The following is a 20472-nucleotide window of genomic DNA, read 5'->3' on the forward strand; positions in this document are numbered from 1 at the left end:
CGTTGAACTTTCTGCCACCCCTAACGGAGAAAACCGGCTGGGCATTCCCGGGCGACGGCGCAGCGAACCACGGGACACGGGCATGGCGGAAGACCGGCCCCCGCACCGGGGTACCGGCCTTCACACGTCCGCGTCAGGCGACCAGCTGGGGCTCCTCGCTCCCCGCCCGGACCGCCCCGGCCTTCCGGTCCCGCATCACCGCCGTGGCCACGACCGCCGCGGCCAGGACACCGACCGCGCTGATCGTGAAGGTCGTCGCCATCGAGGCCGTGAAGGCCTCCCGGGCCGCCCGCACCAGGCCCGTGTCACCCCCCGCGGCCGCCAGGGCCCCGCCGATGGACTCCCTGGCCCGCTCGGGAGCACCGGCCGGCATCTCGGCCGCGTAGCCACCGGAGAGCAGCGAGCCGAGGATCGCGATGCCGAGGGCGGTGCCGGACTGCTGGATGGTGTCGTTGAGGGCCGAGCCGACGCCGGCCTTCTCCTCCGGGATGGTGCTCATCAGGGCGGCAACCGCGGCCGGCATCGCCAGACCGGCACCGAGGCCCAGGATCCCCAGCGCCACGGCCGGGACCGTGAAGCCGCTGTCCGCGCTGAGCGTCGTCAGCAGCCCGAAGGAGGCGGCCATCAGCAGCATGCCGCCGAGGATGACGAAACGGTTGCCGATCCGCACGGCGAGCTGCGCCCCGGCCGCGTTGCCCGCCAGGGCTGCCACGGCCAGCGGCAGGAAGGCCAGGCCCGCCTCGACCGCGGACCAGCCGAGCACGAACTGGAGGTACTGGGTCAGGACCAGCAGCAGACCGGCGTTGCCGATCTGGACGAGCGCCAGGGAGAGCGAACCCCCGCTGAAGTTGCGGTGCTTGAACAGGACCAGCGGGACCATCGGCGAGCGGGTGATGTTCTCCCAGATCACGAAGCCGGCCAGGGCGACCACCGCGGCGGCCAGGACGAGGAGGGACCGGCCGCCGAACGCGCCGTGCTGCGGAATCTCGATGATCCACCACACCAGGGCCGTCATGCCCACCGCCGACAGCACCGCGCCCAGCGGGTCGGGCCGCTGCCAGGGCGCCTTCGACTCCGGCATCAGCAGCACACCGGCCAGCAGCGCCAGCGCGACGATCGGCACGTTGATGAGGAAGATCGCCTGCCAGGCGAAGTGGTCGATCAGCACACCGCCGAGGACCGGGCTGCCCACCAGCCCCAGCATCGACACCGAACCCCACGCCGCCATCGCCTTGGGCCGCTCGTCCTCGTCGAAGACGGTGATCAGGATCGACAGCGTCGACGGCATGATCAGCGCCCCGCCCACGCCCATCGCGATCCGCACCGCGATCAGCTCACCCGGGCCGGAGCAGAACACCGCCCCCAGTGAGGCCGCCCCGAAGAGCAGCAGGCCGATCAGCATCACCTTCCGGCGTCCGAACCGGTCCCCCAGGCTCCCCGACGTCAGCAGCAGCCCGGCGAAGACCAGCGTGTAGGAGTCGAGGATCCACTGCATGTCCTGGGCGCTCGCCCCGATGTCCTCGGTCAGCGCGGGTACCGCGACCGTGAGCGCCATGTTGTCGACGACCAGCACCAGCGTGCTGAGGCACAGCACGACCAGGATCCACCAGCGGCGTGGATGACGAGCGTCCATTTCAGTTCCCTCCCGCGTACACCGTTCCTTCGATGCGCACACTGTACGCATGGCCGAACAGTGTGCGCAACCATGAAGTTCTGTACGCTGGTTGCGCACACTGTTCGCATGAAGGCGGCTGCACGGCCACCAGGGAGGACACCGATGACCAGGACCACGAAGAAGGCGGCCCCGATCCCGTCCGTCTGGGCCCGTGAGCAGCGCCGCGCTGACCAGCCCGCGCTCAGCCGCGAGGCGATCGTCCGCGAGGCGATCGCGATGCTCGACGCGAACGGCATCGAGGCGCTCAGCATGCGCAAGCTGGGCGCCCGTCTGAACGCCGGCGCGACCTCGCTGTACCGGCACGTCGCCACGAAGGACGAGCTCATGGAGCTCGCGGTGGACGAGGTCGCCGCCGAGATCCACGTCCCGGCGGCCGGCGGCCCCGACTGGCGCGCGGCCGTCACCGAGGCGGCCGGATCCTTCCGCACGACGGCGCTACGGCATCCCTGGCTGACCCTGGTCCTGGGGCAGGCGGGGCTCGCCTACCTGGGGCCGAACTACATGAGTTTCTCGGAACGACTGGCGGCCCTCTTCACGGCCGCGGGATTCCCCGAGCCGAGCCGGGCGATCGACGCCGTCTTCTCGTACGTCATCGGCATGTCCACCACGGAGGCCGCCTGGCTCACCACGGTCGCCCGCTCGGGCGAGACGGAGTCGGAGTTCGTCGCGCGCCTGCTGCCCACGGCCCAGCAGGTCTCGGCCGGCTACGACCACCTCGCGGCCGCCGGACCCGAGACCAGTGCGCAGGCCGCCGACCCCGCGAAGCTGCGCGACGACAAGTTCGCCTACGGCCTGGAGGTCGTCCTGGACGGCCTGGCGCTGCGCCTGCCGAAGTAGGGGTCAGCCGCCGTCCGCACGGCAATGGCGTCTAGCCGTACATCCGGCGCATCGCGAACTCGACCATCTGCTCGACGGCCTTCGCGTCGAACACCATGCGGTGCTCGCCCTCCATGTCCAGCACGAAGCCGTAGCCGGTCGGCAGCAGGTCCAGGACCTCGGCGCCGGTGATCACGAAGTACTTGGACTCCTTGCCCGCGTACCGGCGCAGCTCCTTGAGCGTGCTGAACATCGGGATCACCGGCTGCTGGGTGTTGTGCAGGGCGAGGAAGCCGGGGTTGTCACCGCGCGGGCAGTAGACCTTGGACGTCGCGAAGACCTGCTGGAAGTCCTCGGCGGTCATCTGCCCGGTCGTGAACGCGCGCACCGCGTCCGTCAGGGAGGGCGGGGACGGCTCGGGGTACAGCGGCGGCTGCTGTCCGTACCCGCCGGACATCGGCTGCTGCGGAGGGGCGTACTGCCCTTGCGGGCCCGCTGTCTGGTCGTAGCCGTACATGAGCGCAAGAGTACCGAGAGCGGCCGGGCGATCGGGCCGGTACGGCAGGCCCGGCAGACCGACAGCGACTTGACAGCGCCGGCTCTGTGGATCGCCGCGCCCGCCGCTCGTAGCGTCGGTCCATGAACGGACGCCATGACGAAGGCCCGCACGAGCACGACAGGGGCCTCTCCCACGACCTGCCCGTCCTCGCCCGCCGCCGGATGATCCGGCTGATGGCGGGCGCGAGCCTGGTCCCGCTGGTGGGCTGCACGGCGGAGGACCGGACCACGGCTTCCTCCTCCCCCTCTTCCCCCTCTTCCTCCTCGTCCGCCGGGTGCGCGGAGATCCCCGAGGAGACGGCCGGGCCCTTCCCCGGTGACGGCTCGAACGGGGTGAACGTACTGAAGGAGAGCGGAGTCGTCCGCAGCGACATCACGCGGAGCTTCGGCGACTCCGCGGACGGCACCGCCGAGGGCGTCCCCCTGACGATCATGCTGACGGTGGTGGACGCGGCCTCGGGGTGCGGCACCCCGAAGCAGGGCGCCGCCGTCTACCTCTGGCACTGCGACCGGGACGGCGCCTACTCCCTGTACTCCGAGGGCGTCACCGAGGAGAACTACCTGCGCGGAGTCCAGGAGACGGACGAGAAGGGCCAGGTCACGTTCACGAGCATCTTCCCCGGCTGCTACCCGGGCCGCTGGCCGCACGTCCACTTCGAGGTCTACGGCAGCCTGGCCGACGCCACCGCGGCCACGTCGATCACGAACACCTCGCAGCTCGCCTTCCCGAAGGACGTCTGCGACACGGTGTACGCCACGGACGGCTACGGCGAGAGCGTACGGAACCTGAGCGGCCTCTCCCTGGAGAGCGACGGCATCTTCAGCGACGGCCACGACCGGCAGCTGGCGACGATGACGGGCAGCACGGGGGACGGCTACACCGCGGCCTTGACCGTTCCGGTGTGACCTGTCACAGATGACCGGACGGGGTTGCATCTTATTACTGGCGGGTAGCATCATCGTAGCTACTTGTTGGTACGTGAACTAGCGCGAGGATCCAGTGCCTCGCCGATCTCTCTAGGGAGCCGGGAGCCGTCGCCATGGGGCACTACAAGTCGAATCTCCGCGACATCGAGTTCAACCTCTTCGAAGTACTCGGGCGCGACAAGGTGTACGGCACCGGCCCGTTCGAGGAGATGGACGTCGACACCGCGAAGAGCATCCTGGAGGAGCTGACCCGCCTCTCGGAGAACGAGCTGGCCGAGTCCTTCGCCGACGCCGACCGCAACCCGCCGGTCTTCGACCCGGAGACCAACACCGCGCCGGTCCCGGCCTCCTTCAAGAAGAGCTACCAGGCCTTCATGGACTCCGAGTACTGGCGCCTCGGCCTGCCCGAGGAGATCGGCGGCACCACCGCGCCCCGCTCCCTGATCTGGGCGTACGCCGAGCTCATCCTGGGCGCCAACCCGGCCGTGTGGATGTACTCCTCGGGCCCGGCCTTCGCCGGCATCCTCTTCGAGGAGGGCAACGAGGTCCAGAAGCACATAGCCAAGATCGCCACGGAGAAGCAGTGGGGCTCCACGATGGTGCTCACCGAGCCCGACGCGGGCTCCGACGTGGGCGCCGGCCGCACCAAGGCCGTGCAGCAGGAGGACGGCTCCTGGCACATCGAGGGCGTGAAGCGCTTCATCACCTCCGGTGAGCACGACATGTCGGAGAACATCCTCCACTACGTGCTGGCCCGCCCCGAGGGCGCCGGCCCCGGCACCAAGGGCCTGTCCCTCTTCCTCGTCCCGAAGTACCTCTTCGACTTCGAGACCGGCGAGCTGGGCGAGCGCAACGGCGTCTACGCCACCAACGTCGAGCACAAGATGGGCCTGAAGGCCTCCAACACCTGCGAGATGACCTTCGGTGACCAGCACCCCGCCAAGGGCTGGCTGATCGGCGACAAGCACGACGGCATCCGCCAGATGTTCCGCATCATCGAGTTCGCCCGCATGATGGTCGGCACGAAGGCGATCTCCACGCTGTCGACGGGCTACCTGAACGCGCTGGAGTACGCCAAGGAGCGCGTCCAGGGCCCCGACCTGGCGAACTTCATGGACAAGACCGCGCCCAAGGTCACCATCACGCACCACCCGGACGTGCGCCGCTCGCTCATGACGCAGAAGGCGTACGCGGAGGGCATGCGCGCCCTGGTGATGTACACCGCCTCGATCCAGGACGCCATCCAGATCAAGGAGGCCGCCGGCGAGGACGCCTCCACCGAGCACGCGCTGAACGACCTGCTCCTGCCGATCGTCAAGGGCTACGGCTCCGAGAAGGGCTACGAGCAGCTCGCCCAGTCGCTGCAGACCTTCGGCGGCTCCGGCTTCCTCCAGGAGTACCCGATCGAGCAGTACATCCGGGACTCCAAGATCGACACCCTCTACGAGGGCACCACGGCGATCCAGGGCCAGGACTTCTTCTTCCGGAAGATCGTCCGCAACCAGGGCGCCGCGCTGAACTCCCTCGCCGAGGACATCAAGAAGTTCCTCGCCCTCGGCACGGGCGGCGAGGAGCTGGCCGGGGCCCGCGAGCACCTCGCCAAGGCCGCGGTCGAGCTGGAGGCCATCGTCGGCCTGATGCTCACCGACCTCGCCGCCACCGAGCAGGACGTCAAGAACATCTACAAGGTCGGGCTCAACACCACCCGCCTGCTGATGGCCTCCGGTGACGTCGTCGTCGGCTACCTGCTGCTCAAGGGCGCCGCGGTCGCCGCCGACAAGCTGGAGACGGCCACCGCCAAGGACAAGGCCTTCTACACCGGCAAGATCGCCGCCGCGAAGTTCTTCGCCGCCAACGTCCTGCCGGGCGTCACCCTGGCCCGCAAGGTGGCCGAGGGCGTCGAGCTGGACCTGATGGAGCTGGACGAGGCCGCGTTCTAGATCTCTCACGTCCTCTGTTCGAGGGCCTGTTCCCTACCGTGGGGAACAGGCCCTCGTCCGTCGTTAAGGTGAAGCCATGACCCAACCAGCCCGCTTCGACCGCGGCCACACCGACGACCTCATGACCTTCCTGGCGGCGAGCCCGTCGCCGTACCACGCCGTGGCCACAGCTGCCGAGCGGCTGGAGAAGGCCGGCTTCAGGCAGGTCGCCGAGACGGACGCCTGGGACGGGACGCGCGGCGGCAAGTACGTGCTGCGCGGTGGCGCGATCGTCGCCTGGTACGTGCCGGAGGACGCCGCACCCCACACGCCGTTCCGGATCGTCGGCGCCCACACCGACTCCCCCAACCTGCGCGTCAAGCCGCTCCCCGACAGCGGGGCGCACGGCTGGCGCCAGGTGGCCGTGGAGATCTACGGCGGACCGCTGCTCAACTCCTGGCTGGACCGGGACCTGGGCCTCGCGGGCCGGCTGACCCTGCGCGACGGCTCGACGCGCCTGGTCAATGTCGACCGGCCGCTGCTGCGGGTCCCGCAGCTCGCCATCCACCTGGACCGCTCGGTGACGGCCGACGGCCTCAAGCTCGACAAGCAGCGGCACATGCAGCCGGTCTGGGGCCTGGGCCACGACGTCCGCGACGGCGATCTGATCGCCTTCCTGGAGGAGACGGCCGGCATCCCGGCGGGCGAGGTCACCGGCTGGGACCTGATGACGCACTCCGTCGAGCCGCCCGCCTACCTGGGCCGTGACCGCGAACTGCTGGCCGGCCCGCGCATGGACAACCTGCTGTCGGTGCACGCCGGCACGGCGGCCCTCGCCGCCGTGGCCTCCGGTGCGTCCAAGCCGACGTCCATCCCGGTGCTGGCCGCCTTCGACCACGAGGAGAACGGCTCCCAGTCGGACACGGGCGCGGACGGGCCGCTGCTCGGCAACGTGCTGGAGCGCTCGGTGTTCGCGCGCGGCGGCTCCTACGAGGACCGGGCCCGCGCCTTCGCCGGTACGGTCTGCCTGTCCTCCGACACCGGGCACGCCGTCCACCCCAACTACGCGGAGCGGCACGACCCGACGCACCACCCGCGCGTCAACGGCGGCCCGATCCTCAAGGTCAACGTCAACAACCGCTACGCCACGGACGGTTCGGGCCGCGCGGAGTTCACGGCGGCCTGTGAGGCGGCCGACGTGCCCTTCCAGTCCTTCGTCTCCAACAACTCCATGCCCTGCGGCACCACGATCGGCCCGATCACCGCCGCCCGGCACGGCATCAGGACCGTCGACATCGGCGTGGCCATCCTGTCGATGCACAGCGCACGCGAACTGTGCGGCGCCGACGACCCGTTCCTCCTGGCGAACGCGCTGACCGCGTTCCTGGAGCGGTAGAACGGGCCGTCACCGCATGGGTGTTCCCCTCGGGGGTACCCGGTGTGCGGACCGGAACGACCGGACCGTACAGGGAGGCGACACAACATGGGCCTCGGCGGATGCATCATCCTCATCGCCGTGGGAGCCATCCTCACGTTCGCGACCGACTGGGACATGCAGGGGGTCAACCTCGACCTGGTCGGCATCATCCTGATGATCGTCGGACTGATCGGCGTCACGACGTTCAGCAGCATCGCCAGGCGGCGGCGCGTGGTGGTGCCACCCACGACGCCGGTCGTGGACGACGGACGACACCACACACGCGACGGCTACAGCGACGGGTACGGGGTCTGACGCCCCGGAGGATCAGGCGTCCATCCCGGCCAGCACCAGGGGAAGCCGGTCCGTCCCCGCCTCCGTGAGGCGGACGGGGACGCCCCAGTCCTGCTGGTGGACGTGACAAGCCGGATACTCGTTCGACGGATCGTCGTCGCAGGAGGCGGCCATCGCGGAGACGTGCAGCACGCCCTCCGGCACGGAGGGGTCGAGTTCGAGGGCGCGGGACAGGTCGGTTCCCGCGCCCTCGCCGCTGCGCAGCAGCTCCGGCGGGGTGGAGGAGACCAGCAGGCGCGTGGAGGGGCCGTACCGGGTGTCGAGCTTCTGGCCCGCGGGGGCCTGGAAGATGACGTCCAACCGGAGCCGGCCAGGGGTGACTTCGGTGGCCTCGCGCTGCGTGCGGTGGGCGACCTCCGGCACCTTCACCGCCTCTTCCGGCAGCCGCAGCCGGGTCAGCCGGTGCCGGGCCGACTCCACGACCACGATGTCGTCGCCGACGAGCACCGCGTCGCTGGGCTCGCGCAGGTCCGTGGCCAGGGTGGTGACCTCACCGGTCGCGGGGTCGTAGCGTCGCAAAGCGTGGTTGTAGGTGTCGGCGACGGCGACGGACCCGTCCGGGAGCGCGGTGACGCCCAGCGGGTGCTGGAGCAGGGCCTGTCCGGCGCTGCCGTCGCGGTGGCCGAAGTCGAACAGGCCGGTGCCGACGGCGGTGTGGACGGAGCCGTCGGGGGTCACCCAGCGCAGGGCGGACGTCTCGGAGTCGGCGAGCCAGAGGCGGTCGGGGGTGGCGGCGAGGCCCGAGGGCTGCGCGAACCAGGCCTCGGCCCCCGGGCCGTCCACCAGCCCCTCGTTCGTCGTCCCGGCCGCGACCGCGACCGTGCCCTCGGCCGGGTCGTACGCCCACAGCTGGTGGACGCCGGCCATGGCGATCCAGACCTTGCCCTGCCAGAGGGCGACGTCCCAGGGGGAGGAGAGGTCGACCTCGCGGGCCGGGCCCGAGGTGGGTGAGCCCTGCCACCACTGCCGGCCCGTGCCGGCGAGGGTGGTGACCTCGCCGGTGGTGAGGTCCAGCCGCCGCAGCGCGTGGTTGACGGTGTCGGCGACGACCACCGACCCCTCGTCGAGCAGGGCGAGCCCCTGCGGCTCGTTGAAGGCGGCCGTGCCGGTCGGTCCGTCGGCGAACCCGCGCGTGCCGGACCCGATCCGCCGTACGACGCTCTCGCCGTCCTCGGCGAGTTCCACCAGCTGGTGCCGGGTGGTGTCGCTCACCAGGAAGGTCCCGGACGGCAGCAGCAGCGCCTTCCCCGGGAACCGCAGCACCGTCGGCTCCGGTTCCGGCGCCACATACGGCCCGTCCCCTCGCCGCAGCGTCCCCTTGGCCTCGTGCTCGGCCTCCAGCTCCGTCACCAGACGCTCGATGGCGTGCGCATGCCCCTCACCGGCGTGCTGCGCGACGACGTACCCCTCGGGGTCGATCACGACGAGCGTCGGCCAGGCCCGCACGGCGTACTGCTTCCACGTGGCCAGCTCCGGGTCGTCGAGCACCGGGTGCTCCACGCCGTACCGCTCGACGGCGTCCACCACCGCGCTGTGCTCGGCCTCGTGCACGAACTTCGGCGAGTGCACCCCGATGACCACGACCGTGTCCCGGTGCCTCTCCTCCAGCTCGCGCAGCTCGTCCAGGACATGCAGGCAGTTGATGCAGCAGAACGTCCAGAAATCGAGGATGACGATGCGTCCTCGCAGGTCGGCGAGGGTGTACTGCTGCCCGCCCGTGTTCAGCCAGCCGCCCTTGCCGGTCAGCTCGGGGGCGCGGACACGGGCACGTCGGGGTGCGGAGTCATTCATGCGTCCAGGGTGTCATCCGGCACTGACAGCCCCTCCAGCGCGTGGCCGGTCGTGGCGTCCACGTGCTCGGGCACGTCGTCGTGGCGGTCGCCGACCGTGAGGGTGCCGGTGGGTTCGAACAGGAGGATCGCGGTCGGCACCGGAGCGTACGGCTTGTGCTCGGTGCCGCGCGGGACGGTGAAGACGCTGCCCCTGGGGAGCACGACCGTGTGCTCTCCGGCCGGCTCGCGCAGGCCGATGTGCAGCTCGCCGTCGAGGACGAGGAAGAACTCGTCGGTGTGCTCGTGGACGTGCCAGACGTGCTCGCCCTCGACCTTCGCGACGCGGACGTCGTAGTCGTTGACGGCGGTGACGATGCGCGGGCTCCACAGCTCGGAGAAGGAGTCCAGGGCGTGGGCGAGGGAGACGGGTTCCTGGGTCATGAGGGGATCTTCCGGGGTGCCGTGCCTCTCGCACGAGTGCTAGAAATCGCACATGCCGCAAGGATCCTCGCACCGCCCGCACCAGGTCGCCGTGATCGTCGACGAGGGCACCAACCCCTTCGAGGTAGGGGTGGCCACCGAGCTGTTCGGGCTGCCCCGGCCCGAGCTGGGGCTGCCGCGGCCGTTGTACGAGGTGACGCTGTGCGCGCCCGCGCCGGAGATCCGGATGAACCACGGGTTCTTCACGCTCACGGGCGCCTCGGGCCTGGACGCCGTGGACCGGGCGGACACGCTGGTCGTGCCCGGCCGGCCGGACAACGTCGTACCGCGCGCCCCTGCCGTGCTCGACGCCATCCGGCACGCACACGCGCGTGGCGCCCGGGTCATGAGCTTGTGCACCGGCACGTTCGCGCTCGCGGAAGCCGGACTGCTGGACGGTCGGCGGGCGGCGACCCACTGGCGCTGGGCGGACTCCTTCCGCCGACTGCACCCGAAGGTGCTGCTGGAACCGGACGTGCTGTTCGTGGACGAGGGTGACATCCTCACCGCCGCCGGCAGCGCGGCCGCGCTCGATCTCGGGCTGTACGTCTGGCGCCGCGACCACGGAGCGGAGATCGCCAACCACGTCTCCCGGCGGCTGGTGTTCGCCGCGCACCGGGACGGCGGTCAGCGGCAGTTCGTGGAACGACCGGTGCCGGACGTGCGGGACGAGTCCCTGGCACCCCTGCTGGCTTGGGCACAGGAGCGGCTGGGCGAGCCGCTGACGGTGGCGGACCTGGCCGCACGCGCGCGGGTCAGCCCGGCCACGCTCCACCGGCGCTTCCGCGCGCAGCTCGGGACGACGCCGCTCGCGTGGCTGACCGGGGAGCGCGTGGCGCTGGCCTGCCGGCTGATCGAGCGGGGCGAGGAACGGCTGGACGTGGTGGCGGCCCGCAGCGGGCTCGGTACGGCCGCCAACCTGCGGGCACGGCTGCGGCGGGCGACCGGACTCAGCCCGTCGGCCTATCGACGGCGTTTCGGAGCGGGCGGCGGGGAAGCCCTGGTCTCATGAGATTCCTCGTGTACGACCGGCTCCTCGGATTCGGCGACGACTACTGGATCGAGGACGCCCGCGGCACCAAGGTGTTCCTCGTCGACGGCAAGGCCCTGCGGCTGCGGGACACCTGGGAGCTGAAGGACACCCAGGGGCGCGTCCTCGTCGACATCCACCAGAAGATGCTCGCCCTGCGCGACACGATGGTGCTCCAGCGGGGCGGCGAACCGCTGGCGACGATCCGCCGGAAACGGCTGTCCCTGCTGCGCAACCACTACCGGGTGTCCCTGGCCGACGGCAACGAACTGGACGTCAGCGGCAAGATCCTCGATCGCGAGTTCGCCGTCGAGTACGACGGGGAACTGCTGGCGGTGATCTCCCGGCGGTGGCTGACCGTGCGGGACACCTACGGCGTGGACGTCGTCCGCGAGGACGCGGATCCGGCGCTGCTGATCGCGGTGGCGGTGTGTGTGATCCACCTGGCGGAGAAGGAGCGGGAGGAGTGAGGGCGCGTCCCTGTGGGCCTGTGTGGGCGCTGATGCCCTGAGTGGCCGTCCTCAGGGCCTGCGAGGTGGCTGGAGTCCCAGCACCCGGTCCTTCAGCGCCGGGAACTGCTCCCGCGTCGCCGCGACCTTCCCCGGGTCGAACTCCACCGTCAGGACCTCCTCGCCGGCGCCCGCCTCGGCCAGCACCTCGCCCCACGGGTCGACCACGATCGAGTGACCGGCCTGGGGAACTCCGGCGTGCGTCCCGGCCGTTCCACACGCGACGACGAACGACTGGTTCTCCACCGCCCGCGCCTGGGCCAGCAGCGTCCAGTGCGACCGGCGGCGCTCCGGCCAGCCCGCCGGGACCACGAGCGTCTCGGCACCGGCGTCGACGAGACCGCGGAAGAGTTCGGGGAAACGGAGGTCGTAACAGGTGCCGAGGCCCAGGGTGGTCGACGGCAGACGGACCGTCACCAGCTCGGCCCCCGCGCCCATCAGCACGGCCTCGCCCTTGTCGAAGCCGAAGCGGTGGATCTTGCGGTAGGCGGCGGCGAGGTCGCCGGAGGGGGAGAAGACGAGGGAGGTGTTGTACAGGGGACCCTCCGGGTCACGCTCCGGGATGGAGCCCGCGTGCAGCCACACCCCCGCGTCGCTCGCGGCCTTCGCCATCGCCTCGTGGGTCGGCCCTTCGAGCGGCTCGGCCTCCTGCCCGAAGTCCTGATAGGCGAAGGCACCCGTGGTCCACAGCTCCGGCAGGACGACGAGATCGGCCCCGGCCTGGTCCCGGACCATCGAGGCCACCCGTCGGCGGCGCGATTCGACCGATTCGCCCTCGTCTACGGCGATCTGGATCACAGAGGCGCGCACACTACCACCGTCCTGGCATTCGACCCGTCCACAAGGGCTTCCCCACGGGCCTACGATCGTCACACGAAAGCACTGCCCGGGTGCCTCACAGCAGCGTAACTTAGCTGCCAAGACACCCGCCGACAGCCGCCACCTCCCACTGGCAACGCCGCCACCACCTGCCCGTGCACCGACCGCCGAGGGGTCCCGTTCCGTGAGTCTGCATCCCACCCTCCAGCCCTACGCCGACGCCTGGACCCACTCCATCGAAGCGATATCCGAGCTGCTCCAGCCGCTCGCGGAGGCCGAGTGGAACCGGCGGACGCCGTGCCCCGGGTGGTCGGTGCGGGACGTGGTCTCCCATGTCATCGGCCTGGACTGCGAGATGCTCGGCGACCCGCGGCCCATCCACACGCTGCCGCGCGACCTCTTCCACGTGACGAACGACCACCAGCGCTACATGGAGATGCAGGTCGACGTCCGCCGTCACCACACGGCGCCGGAGATGACCTCCGAGCTGGAGTACGTGATCATCCGCCGCAACCGGCAGCTGCGCAACGAGTCGCGCGACCCGGGCACGAAGGTGCGCGGCCCGCTCGGCACGGAACTCACCCTCGAGGAGTCCATGCGCCGGCACGCCTTCGACGTGTGGGTGCACGAGCAGGACCTGCGCACGGCCCTCGGCCGGCCCGGCAACCTCGACTCCCCCGGCGCGCACGTCGCCCGTGACGTGCTGCTCGGCGAACTCCCGCGCGTGGTCGCCGAGGACGCGCAGGCACCACGCAGCTCGGCCGTCGTCTTCGACGTCCACGGCCCCGTCGAGTTCCTGCGCACGATCCGCGTCGACATCCAGGGCCGCGGCACCCTCGAAACGGCCCCCGCCCTCGGCCCGGCCGCCACCCTCACCCTCGACTGGGAGACGTACGTCCGCCTGGCCTGCGGCCGCGTGACGCCCGAGTCGGTGACCGACAGGGTGAAGTCGGAAGGCGACCCGGACCTGACGGCGGCGATCCTGAGCAACTTCACAGTGACGCAGTAGCTGCTCAGCCGCGGCCGCCGATCCCGCTCAGCTGCGGGCAGTCGTGCCGCTCGGGGCGGCACGGGTGGGCGCAGCGGCACCCCGCTCCGCCGGGCTGCGCACCCACCCGGCCCCGGCACCGACGTGCAGTACCGGAAAACCCCATGCCGCTGCCCCGCTCCCCGCCGTAGCGTCCCCGAGCATGACAACCCCACCCCGCCACACCCGCCTCACCTTCCACGGCCCGTTGTCCGAGGCCCGGGCAGATCAGCTCGTGGCGCGCCTCGCCCGCAACGCCCCCGCAACCGTCCTGGACATCGGCTGCGGCTGGGGCGAACTCATGCTGCGCCTCCTGACGGCCCTGCCGGAGGCAACGGGCACCGGCATCGACATCAACGCCGAGGACCTGGCCCGAGGGCAGAGAGCCGCCGAGGAACGCGGACTGGCACCCCGGGCCCGCTTCCTCGAGGAATCCGCCACCGGCACCTCGCACGGCCCCGCCGACCTCGTCCTGTGCGTGGGCGCGAGCCAAGCCCTCAGCGGCGAACTCCCCGCGGCCCTCGAAGAACTACGCGGCCTCGTCTCCGACCACGGCCGCGTCCTGCTCGGCGAAGGGTTCTGGCAGCGCACCCCGACTCCCGCCGAACTGTCCCGCATGTGGCCGGACGCCGCCGTCACCGACCACCCCGACCTCGCCACCCTCGTCGGCCTGGCCATCGAGGCCGGGTTCAGACCGGAATGGACACAGACCGCGAGCCTCGACGAGTGGGAGGAGTTCGAGTCGGCGTACCTGGCGGACACCGAGGTGTGGCTCGCCCAGCACCCCGGCCACCCGCTGGCCGCCGAGACCCGGGAGCGCGCCGACCGCCACCGAACCGCCTGGCTCACCTACCGCGGCGTCCTCGGGCTCGCGTACCTCACCCTCGTACCGGTGGCCCGGTGACCGCCTACGCGGGCACGTGCACCGTCTCCACCCGGCTCGCCACCAGCCGTTCCCGCTCGCGCCGGGCCGCCTGCTTCCGCAGCCGCAGGATCTGCGTGACCCCGAGCGTCTGGAGGACGAACACCACCGAGAAGGCCACGGTGTAGTCGTCGCCGGTGGCGTCCAGCAGCACCCCGACCGCGAACAGCGTGGTCATGGAGGCCACGAAGCCGCCCATGTTGGTGATGCCGGAGGCCGTGCCCTGCCGCTCGGGCGGATTCGCCGGACGGGCGAAGTCGAAGCCGATCATCGACGCGGGCCCGCATGCCCCGAGCACCGAGCACAGCACGATCAGCAGCCACATCGGGGCGTGCGGGCCGGGGTAGGCCAGCGTCGCCGCCCACAGGGCCGCCGTCGTCCCGACCGTGCCGAGCGCGAGCGGCAGCCGTGCCCCGTGGTGCCGGGCGACGATCTGCCCGTAGACCAGGCCGACGACCATGTTCGACAGCACGACCAGGGTGAGGAGCTCGCCGGCCGTGGCCCGGGACAGTCCCTGTGCCTCGACGAGGAACGGCAGGCCCCACAGCAGCAGGAACACCATCGCCGGGAACTGGGTCGTGAAGTGCACCCAGAGTCCGAGCCGCGTCCCCGGCTCCCGCCAGGCGGCGGCGATCTGCCGCCGTACGTAGGCCGCGCCCTGGTGCGGGAGCGGCTCCGGCTCGTGGCCCTCCGGGTGGTCCTTCAGGAACAGCAGCACCAGGACGAACACCACGGCCCCGGCGACCGCGCTGCCCGCGAAGGCCGGCGTCCAGCCGATGCCGTGCAGCAGCCGGGCGAGGACGAGCGTGGAGACGAGGTTGCCCGCCATGCCCACCAACCCCGCGAACTGGGCGACGAGCGGCCCGCGCCGGGCCGGGAACCACCGGCTGCCCAGCCGCAGCACGCTGATGAACGTCAGCGCGTCACCGCAGCCGAGCAGCGCCCGGGAGGCGAGCGCCATGCCGTACGAGGGGGAGAACGCGAAGCCCAGCTGCCCGGCCGTGAACAGCACCGCCCCGAGGGCCAGGACCTTCTTGGTGCCGAGCCGGTCGACGAGCAGGCCGACGGGTATCTGCATGCCCGCGTAGACCAGCAGCTGCAGGATGGAGAACGTGGAGAGCGCGGAGGCGTTGACGTGGAAGCGGTCGGCCGCGTCGAGCCCGGCCACGCCCAGGGACGTGCGGAAGATGACCGCGACGAAGTAGACCGAGACGCCGATGCCCCAGACGGCCAGGGCCCGCCGGCCGCCTGGGGGCGCCCCCTCTGGGGGAGGATCGTTCGGCAGCGTGGTGGAGCTCATCGGACCTCCCCCCGGGCCAGGTGCGAGAACCAGCTGACGTGCCGGTGGACCAGCCCGACGGCCGCCTCGGCGTCCCCGGCGCGCAGCGCGTCGAGGATCTCCTCGTGCTCGGCGAGGGTCTTGGCGATCCGGTCGGGGTGGGAGTGCATGACGGCGACGCCCATCCGCAACTGGCGGTCGCGCAGCTGGTCGTAGAGCCGGGAGAGGATCTCGTTGCCGCCGCTGCGGACGATCTCGGCGTGGAAGCAGCGGTCGGTGACGGCGGCTCCGGCGAGGTCTCCGGCGGCGGCCTGCTTCTTCTGCCGGGCCAGCAGCTCCTCCAGGCGCTCGATGAGCCCGGCGGGCGCGGGCACCGCCTTGCGCGCCGCGTGCTCCTCGACGAGCAGCCGCGTCTCGACGACGTCGGCGATCTCCTGGGCGGAGACCGGCAGGACGAGGGCGCCCTTCTTCGGGTAGAGCCGGATCAGCCCCTCGGCCTCCAGCCGGAGCAGCGCCTCGCGCACCGGCGTGCGCGAGACCCCCACGGCCTCGGCGAGCTCGCCCTCGGTGAGCAGGGTCCCGCCCTCGTAACGGCGCTCCAGGACACCCTGTTTGACGTGGGTGTAGACGCGGTCGGCGGCGGGCGGTTGCTTCACGGCCAGGGTCATGCCGACAGCATAGATACAACAGGTACCCATGGATGCATCCGTCCAGTATGCGGACGTGAATGTCACACATCTGTGGCAAAGGGCGGGTCCCCCTCGGCAACGGCACAACCTCATGTGCTAGTTACGAGTCAGACACGTGCGGCCCCTTTCCCCTCGTCCTCAATTCGGCCGCACGCCTGGGGCATTCAACGCAATCGGGGTACTTCACTTGATAACCGGCATTAAGGGCACCCGTCTCCGCAGAGCCGCGGCCGTCGCCGTCACCACCGGCGCCATGCTCGCGACCGGAGCCCTCACCGTTGCGCCGGCGCAGGCCGCCACGGCGCCCACGATCGCCGCCAAGGGCGGCTACGTGATGAACAACGCGACCGGCAAGTCGCTCTACACCAAGGCTGCCGACACGCGCCGCTCCACCGGCTCGACCACCAAGATCATGACCGCCCTGGTGGTGCTGAAGCAGCCGAACCTCAACCTGGACAGCAAGGTCACGATCCAGAAGGCGTACAGCGACTACATCGTCGACAACAACTGGGCGTCGAACGCCAAGCTGATCGTCGGCGACAAGGTCACCGTCCGCCAGCTGCTGTACGGGCTGATGCTGCCGTCCGGCTGCGACGCGGCGTACGCGCTCGCCGACAAGTTCGGCTCGGGCTCGACGCGGGCGGCGCGCGTGAAGTCGTTCATCGGCAAGATGAACACCACCGCCAAGGACCTGGGTCTGAAGAACACCCACTTCGACTCGTTCGACGGCATCGGCAAGGGCAGCAACTACTCCACGCCGCGCGACCTGACGAAGATCGCCAGCAGCGCCATGAAGAACTCCACGTTCCGCACGGTCGTCAAGACGAAGAAGTACACGGCGAAGACGACCACCAAGTCCGGCGGCACGCGGACGATGGCGCCGTGGGAGAACACCAACCCGCTGCTCGCGAGCTACACCGGCGCGATCGGCGTGAAGACCGGTTCCGGCCCGGAGGCCAAGTACTGCCTGGTCTTCGCCGCCACCCGGAACGGCAAGACGGTCATCGGCACGGTCCTCGCCTCGACCAACGCGACCACGCGGAAGTCGGACGCGACGAAGCTGCTGAACTACGGCTTCGCGAAGTAGCAGCGGGAGAAGCAGGACGGGCACCACGAAAGGGGGGCTCACCGCCGTCGGCGGTGAGCCCCCCTTCGCTCGCCTTCGCTCGCCTTCGCTCGTCACGCAGCGGTGCGCTGACGGCGCTCCAGCGCCCGGGCCGCCTTGCGCCGGCCACCGGCCAGCACGTTCACCGGTGCGCCCGCACCGGCTCCCGGCTCCAGCTGCCAGCCCCGGACCCGCGCCGCGACCTGGGCCAGCCGCTTGTCTCCGGGCCGTACGTCGATGGAGAACAGGGACTCGTCGGGCGTGGGGTCGTCGCCGCCCCAGCGGACGACTCCGTCGAGTTCGGCGAGGATGTCGCGGATCACGACCTCCTGCTGTGGGAAGAAGCCGCCCCGGGCACCGCGCGGGTAGAAGCCCGGCCGGATCCGCACCGCCGTGCCGGACGCAAGGTTGGACTCCGGCCGGCCCTTGCCGACGTTTGACGGGTCGTGCCAGCCGACGACGTCGCCCCGGCGCAGGGTGTCGACCTCGTAGTGGAACCGGCGCACCAGGTGGACGAGGACGGTCTCGACGTCGCCCATGCGGACGGCGATGCCCTTGAGCGGGGTGCCGGGCACGGGGCGGGTGTAGACGGTGCCGCCGTCGTCCGCGACGTTCTCCATCTCCCAGCCGTTGCGGGAGCGCGAACCGGCCAGCACGCGCTGGGTCCGGTCCTGCGCGCTGCGCAGGGCGTCCCGTACGCGGCCCGGAATGGGGTTGCGCGCGTCGGCGTACGCCTGTGACAGGAAGTGCGAGACGGGCAGGGCGGCGACGCCCACGGCACCGCCGACGGCGGCGACACGGCCGAGCAGGGCGCGGCGGGACAGACCGCGGCGATGCGCGGCGGCCGGTCCGGACCGTCTGCGGGTGAGACGGGGAATGTGGGGGAGGTTGAGGTTCAACGGGCTCTCATTCCAGCGATTCACGCGTTGCGGGCGATGCTGTTGTACTTCTCGAAGATCTGGTAGACGGCCAGGCTCTGGTGGGTCTGCGCCTCCACGTCGGGGTCCCAGGCCCGGTAGCGGCGCAGCAGCTCGGTGATCTCGAACTCGGCGAGGTCCAGGCGCATGGACCTCGGGGTGGTGACCCGGTCGCCGGGCGGCAGCTGACCGCCCGGCCTGCCGCGGACGCCCCACAGGTGGACCAGGGCCGCCGTGCGCACGCTGAACGCGTTGTCCTTGCTCAGCTGCTGCCACACGGACCACAGGTCGGCGTCCTTGGCCGGGTCGCGGTGGTCGCCGGTGGTGTAGCCCCAGCCGATGCAGTGGTTCCAGGCCTGGATGGCGTCGGAGCCGCTGATCTGCCCGATGCCGGTGTGCGAGTCCCTGACCTGCCCGGAGCCCGTCAGGTGGTGGTCGGCCACCTGCTGGTCCGTGGCCTGGTCGGCGAGGCTGTAGTCGCGCATCGCCCAGTAGACGGCCGTCTGGATCAGCGCCTTGCGCATCTGGTACGTGTTGGACAGCTCGGTGATCAGCCCGTCCTGGTCCTGGATCGCCTCGACCGCCTGGGCGTTGGTGTAGAGCCTCGCGTCACTGCCGACGCCGCCCAGGTCCGGGCGTCCGATCGACCGCATGTAGCGCGCGAGGTCGGCCCGCAGCGCCGGCACCTGGCGTTCGTCGAGGGCGACGTCCGGGACGGCGGGCCGCGGCCGGTTGAACGAGCCCTGCCCGGTGTCGCGGCCCGAGGCGATGTCGACGTCGACCTCCAGCTGTCCGTCGCCCGAGCCGAGGGTGCGGATGACGAACTGGTCGTAGGCCCAGTCCTTCGGCAGCGGGCGCCCGGCGTTGCCGTCGAAGCCCGGGGACATGTCGGCCACGAAGCTCGCCGTCGAGTAGCCCGCCGCGCCGACCTGCGCGCAGACGTTGCGGGAGCCGTAGACCCCGATCTCGTACGGGTGGCCGGAGTCCGCCATCGCCTCCTTGATGCCCTTGAAGTGGGGCAGGACGCTCGCGGTGATCTCGGCGTCGATCGCGTCGAAGTCGACGGCGAAGAAGATCCGGGTCCCCCTCTTGAAGCCGTGGTCGAGGGCGGCGTTGACCGCCGCGTATCCAGCCGTCCGCCCGGCGACGTAGTCGAAGTCCGAGGCGTCGTTGTCGACCGTCTGGTAGATCGGGAAGCAGCGCAGGCCGTGCTGGGCGATGACCTGCAACTCGCCCGGCTGGATGGCCTTCTCCGGCAGGGAGGTGGCGCTCGGGTTGGTGAGGTAGCGGCCCACGTACGTGATACCGGCGGCCTTGAGCGTCGCCGCCCGCGCCGGGGTGACCTCGGAGACGGTGTCGCAGGCCTTGCCCTGGCGCGACTGGTCGCCGTAGGACGCCAGGAGGGAGGCGAAGGTGGAGAAGTCGCCCTCGCCCGTTGCCGGGAGAGCGACGAAGGTCTGGAAGGAGCGGACCGCCGCGGCGAGGTAGGCGTCGAAGGTGTCGGTGAGGGCGACGGGCCGCCGGTTCACGACCATCCCGGCGGAGAACAGCTGGACGTAGACGCCCTTGTCGCCCTGCCGCACGGGGTGCGCCTTCAGGGCCGACTGGGTGCCGGGCCCGAAGTTGCCGTTCGCGGTGCCGTCGGCCATGCCGAGGTCGTACTGCGTGCCGAAGACCAGCGCCCGGGCCAGGTCCCGGGAGACGCGCCCGTCGCAGGCGATGACGAAGAAGTCCTGCCGGTTCAGGTAACGCCCGTTGAGCCACCGCTGCACCTCACGGACCTGCCGGGTGCCGGAGGTGTTGAGGACGTACGAGTCCATCGTGAGCAGCGCCTTGAACACCTTGGGCGTCAGATCGGGGCCGGGGAAGGCCTGTTCGACGCCCATGTCGGTCTTGAGCTTCGTGACGGCCGCCTCGACCCGCCCGCCGTACGTGCCGTCCAGGTCGCCGCCGTCGTAGCCCTTGCAGTACAGGCCGGACTGGATGATGCGGCAGAAGTCGGGGGAGGGGACGGTGTCCGCGTTCAGCTCGGGGTACTTGGCGGTCAGCGTCGAGAGCGTGGTGGGGCCGAAGTTGTCGGACAGTGCCGTGATGCCCAGCTCGTACTGGAGGGCACGGGTCAGGGCGTACAGGGTCGCCCAGTCGGTCTCGCCGGTTTCCTCCACGGTCGTACCGATGCGGCTGCCGTAGACGGAGTTCACGAATCTCTGGGCCCTGAGCACCATGGGGTCGCGCATGAAGAGTGATCGTATGTCCG

19 protein-coding genes are annotated in these 20472 nt (G+C 70.9%); 10 read left to right on the forward strand and 9 right to left on the reverse strand.

The window, feature by feature from the left end; genetic code table 11:
• Positions 1 to 133: 133 nt before the first annotated feature.
• Positions 134 to 1633, reverse strand: a complete 1500-nt coding sequence (locus tag SCNRRL3882_RS19930; protein WP_010032479.1) for an MFS transporter — start codon at positions 1631 to 1633, stop codon at positions 134 to 136.
• Between the two features lie 144 nt (positions 1634 to 1777).
• On the opposite strand from SCNRRL3882_RS19930, the gene SCNRRL3882_RS19935 reads away from it, so the two are divergent.
• Entirely contained in the window at positions 1778 to 2512 is a 735-nt protein-coding gene (locus SCNRRL3882_RS19935; RefSeq protein ID WP_010032480.1) for a TetR/AcrR family transcriptional regulator, read from the forward strand.
• Positions 2513 to 2543: 31 nt separating this feature from the next.
• Here SCNRRL3882_RS19935 and SCNRRL3882_RS19940 read toward each other — a convergent pair whose 3' ends face one another.
• Positions 2544 to 3008 carry an SseB family protein gene (locus tag SCNRRL3882_RS19940; protein WP_020270440.1) on the reverse strand — a complete coding sequence of 155 codons (465 nt, stop codon included), beginning with the start codon at positions 3006 to 3008 and terminating at the stop codon, positions 2544 to 2546.
• Positions 3009 to 3130: 122 nt separating this feature from the next.
• Between SCNRRL3882_RS19940 and SCNRRL3882_RS19945 the strand changes: the two genes are divergently transcribed.
• The 4 genes from SCNRRL3882_RS19945 to SCNRRL3882_RS19960 all read left to right on the forward strand — a co-directional run bounded on the left by SCNRRL3882_RS19945 (position 3131) and on the right by SCNRRL3882_RS19960 (position 7627).
• Entirely contained in the window at positions 3131 to 3955 is an 825-nt protein-coding gene (locus SCNRRL3882_RS19945; RefSeq protein WP_010032483.1) for an intradiol ring-cleavage dioxygenase, read from the forward strand.
• 134 nt (positions 3956 to 4089) lie between these two features.
• Positions 4090 to 5916, forward strand: a complete 1827-nt coding sequence (locus SCNRRL3882_RS19950) for an acyl-CoA dehydrogenase (RefSeq protein ID WP_010032485.1) — start codon at positions 4090 to 4092, stop codon at positions 5914 to 5916.
• A 76-nt stretch (positions 5917 to 5992) separates the two neighbouring features.
• Entirely contained in the window at positions 5993 to 7291 is a 1299-nt protein-coding gene (locus SCNRRL3882_RS19955) for a M18 family aminopeptidase (RefSeq protein ID WP_010032487.1), read from the forward strand.
• 87 nt (positions 7292 to 7378) lie between these two features.
• The gene (locus tag SCNRRL3882_RS19960; protein WP_010032488.1) at positions 7379 to 7627 is read left to right on the forward strand and encodes a DUF6458 family protein; all 249 of its coding nucleotides are present in this window, start codon (positions 7379 to 7381) and stop codon (positions 7625 to 7627) included.
• A gap of 12 nt (positions 7628 to 7639) precedes the next feature.
• Here SCNRRL3882_RS19960 and SCNRRL3882_RS19965 read toward each other — a convergent pair whose 3' ends face one another.
• Entirely contained in the window at positions 7640 to 9457 is a 1818-nt protein-coding gene (locus SCNRRL3882_RS19965) for a thioredoxin-like domain-containing protein (RefSeq protein WP_010032489.1), read from the reverse strand.
• Positions 9454 to 9879, reverse strand: coding sequence for a cupin domain-containing protein (locus tag SCNRRL3882_RS19970; RefSeq protein WP_010032490.1), 426 nt, complete (start codon positions 9877 to 9879; stop codon positions 9454 to 9456). Before SCNRRL3882_RS19970 ends, SCNRRL3882_RS19965 begins: the two co-directional genes overlap by 4 nt.
• A 52-nt stretch (positions 9880 to 9931) precedes the next feature.
• Between SCNRRL3882_RS19970 and SCNRRL3882_RS19975 the strand changes: the two genes are divergently transcribed.
• A complete protein-coding gene (locus tag SCNRRL3882_RS19975) occupies positions 9932 to 10930 on the forward strand; it encodes a GlxA family transcriptional regulator (RefSeq protein ID WP_010032492.1) in 999 nt (332 codons plus the stop codon).
• Positions 10927 to 11418, forward strand: a complete 492-nt coding sequence (locus SCNRRL3882_RS19980; protein ID WP_010032495.1) for an LURP-one-related/scramblase family protein — start codon at positions 10927 to 10929, stop codon at positions 11416 to 11418. Before SCNRRL3882_RS19975 ends, SCNRRL3882_RS19980 begins: the two co-directional genes overlap by 4 nt.
• Positions 11419 to 11469: 51 nt before the next feature.
• On the opposite strand, the gene SCNRRL3882_RS19985 is transcribed toward SCNRRL3882_RS19980, so the two are convergent.
• On the reverse strand, positions 11470 to 12267 hold the full coding sequence (locus SCNRRL3882_RS19985) for a carbon-nitrogen family hydrolase (protein WP_010032497.1): 798 nt from the start codon (positions 12265 to 12267) through the stop codon (positions 11470 to 11472).
• Between the two features lie 193 nt (positions 12268 to 12460).
• Between SCNRRL3882_RS19985 and SCNRRL3882_RS19990 the strand changes: the two genes are divergently transcribed.
• Together SCNRRL3882_RS19990 and SCNRRL3882_RS19995 are read left to right on the forward strand one after the other, a co-directional pair.
• Positions 12461 to 13285, forward strand: coding sequence for a maleylpyruvate isomerase family mycothiol-dependent enzyme (locus SCNRRL3882_RS19990; RefSeq protein ID WP_010032501.1), 825 nt, complete (start codon positions 12461 to 12463; stop codon positions 13283 to 13285).
• A gap of 181 nt (positions 13286 to 13466) precedes the next feature.
• A complete protein-coding gene (locus SCNRRL3882_RS19995; RefSeq protein WP_040902353.1) occupies positions 13467 to 14207 on the forward strand; it encodes an SAM-dependent methyltransferase in 741 nt (246 codons plus the stop codon).
• Between the two features lie 4 nt (positions 14208 to 14211).
• On the opposite strand, the gene SCNRRL3882_RS20000 is transcribed toward SCNRRL3882_RS19995, so the two are convergent.
• Positions 14212 to 15525 (reverse strand): MFS transporter, encoded by a 1314-nt coding sequence (locus SCNRRL3882_RS20000; protein ID WP_010032505.1) that lies wholly within the window; start codon positions 15523 to 15525, stop codon positions 14212 to 14214.
• Positions 15522 to 16172, reverse strand: a complete 651-nt coding sequence (locus SCNRRL3882_RS20005; protein ID WP_010032507.1) for a GntR family transcriptional regulator — start codon at positions 16170 to 16172, stop codon at positions 15522 to 15524. Before SCNRRL3882_RS20005 ends, SCNRRL3882_RS20000 begins: the two co-directional genes overlap by 4 nt.
• 208 nt (positions 16173 to 16380) lie before the next feature.
• Between SCNRRL3882_RS20005 and SCNRRL3882_RS20010 the strand changes: the two genes are divergently transcribed.
• Entirely contained in the window at positions 16381 to 17280 is a 900-nt protein-coding gene (locus SCNRRL3882_RS20010) for a D-alanyl-D-alanine carboxypeptidase family protein (protein WP_029180667.1), read from the forward strand.
• 92 nt (positions 17281 to 17372) lie between these two features.
• Here SCNRRL3882_RS20010 and SCNRRL3882_RS20015 read toward each other — a convergent pair whose 3' ends face one another.
• Together SCNRRL3882_RS20015 and SCNRRL3882_RS20020 are read right to left on the reverse strand one after the other, a co-directional pair.
• Positions 17373 to 18197, reverse strand: a complete 825-nt coding sequence (locus tag SCNRRL3882_RS20015) for a twin-arginine translocation signal domain-containing protein (protein ID WP_010032509.1) — start codon at positions 18195 to 18197, stop codon at positions 17373 to 17375.
• Between the two features lie 20 nt (positions 18198 to 18217).
• Positions 18218 to 20452: a glycoside hydrolase domain-containing protein gene (locus SCNRRL3882_RS20020; protein ID WP_010032510.1), complete on the reverse strand. Its 2235-nt coding sequence runs from the start codon at positions 20450 to 20452 to the stop codon at positions 18218 to 18220.
• Between the last annotated feature and the right edge of the window lie 20 nt (positions 20453 to 20472).

The sequence above is a fragment of the Streptomyces chartreusis NRRL 3882 genome, from assembly GCF_900236475.1.
Lineage (GTDB): Bacteria > Actinomycetota > Actinomycetes > Streptomycetales > Streptomycetaceae > Streptomyces > Streptomyces chartreusis_D.

Bases quoted from the DNA above. Each gene is read 5' to 3' on its own strand.
- SCNRRL3882_RS19930 (WP_010032479.1), bottom strand. From the start codon at position 1,633: ATGGACGCTCGTCATCCACGCCGCTGGTGGATCCTGGTCGTGCTGTGC.
- SCNRRL3882_RS19935 (WP_010032480.1), top strand. From the start codon at position 1,778: ATGACCAGGACCACGAAGAAGGCGGCCCCGATCCCGTCCGTCTGGGCC.
- SCNRRL3882_RS19940 (WP_020270440.1), bottom strand. From the start codon at position 3,008: ATGTACGGCTACGACCAGACAGCGGGCCCGCAAGGGCAGTACGCCCCT.
- SCNRRL3882_RS19945 (WP_010032483.1), top strand. From the start codon at position 3,131: ATGAACGGACGCCATGACGAAGGCCCGCACGAGCACGACAGGGGCCTC.
- SCNRRL3882_RS19950 (WP_010032485.1), top strand. From the start codon at position 4,090: ATGGGGCACTACAAGTCGAATCTCCGCGACATCGAGTTCAACCTCTTC.
- SCNRRL3882_RS19955 (WP_010032487.1), top strand. From the start codon at position 5,993: ATGACCCAACCAGCCCGCTTCGACCGCGGCCACACCGACGACCTCATG.
- SCNRRL3882_RS19960 (WP_010032488.1), top strand. From the start codon at position 7,379: ATGGGCCTCGGCGGATGCATCATCCTCATCGCCGTGGGAGCCATCCTC.
- SCNRRL3882_RS19965 (WP_010032489.1), bottom strand. From the start codon at position 9,457: ATGAATGACTCCGCACCCCGACGTGCCCGTGTCCGCGCCCCCGAGCTG.
- SCNRRL3882_RS19970 (WP_010032490.1), bottom strand. From the start codon at position 9,879: ATGACCCAGGAACCCGTCTCCCTCGCCCACGCCCTGGACTCCTTCTCC.
- SCNRRL3882_RS19975 (WP_010032492.1), top strand. From the start codon at position 9,932: ATGCCGCAAGGATCCTCGCACCGCCCGCACCAGGTCGCCGTGATCGTC.
- SCNRRL3882_RS19980 (WP_010032495.1), top strand. From the start codon at position 10,927: ATGAGATTCCTCGTGTACGACCGGCTCCTCGGATTCGGCGACGACTAC.
- SCNRRL3882_RS19995 (WP_040902353.1), top strand. From the start codon at position 13,467: ATGACAACCCCACCCCGCCACACCCGCCTCACCTTCCACGGCCCGTTG.
- SCNRRL3882_RS20000 (WP_010032505.1), bottom strand. From the start codon at position 15,525: ATGAGCTCCACCACGCTGCCGAACGATCCTCCCCCAGAGGGGGCGCCC.
- SCNRRL3882_RS20005 (WP_010032507.1), bottom strand. From the start codon at position 16,172: ATGACCCTGGCCGTGAAGCAACCGCCCGCCGCCGACCGCGTCTACACC.
- SCNRRL3882_RS20020 (WP_010032510.1), bottom strand. From the start codon at position 20,452: ATGCGCGACCCCATGGTGCTCAGGGCCCAGAGATTCGTGAACTCCGTC.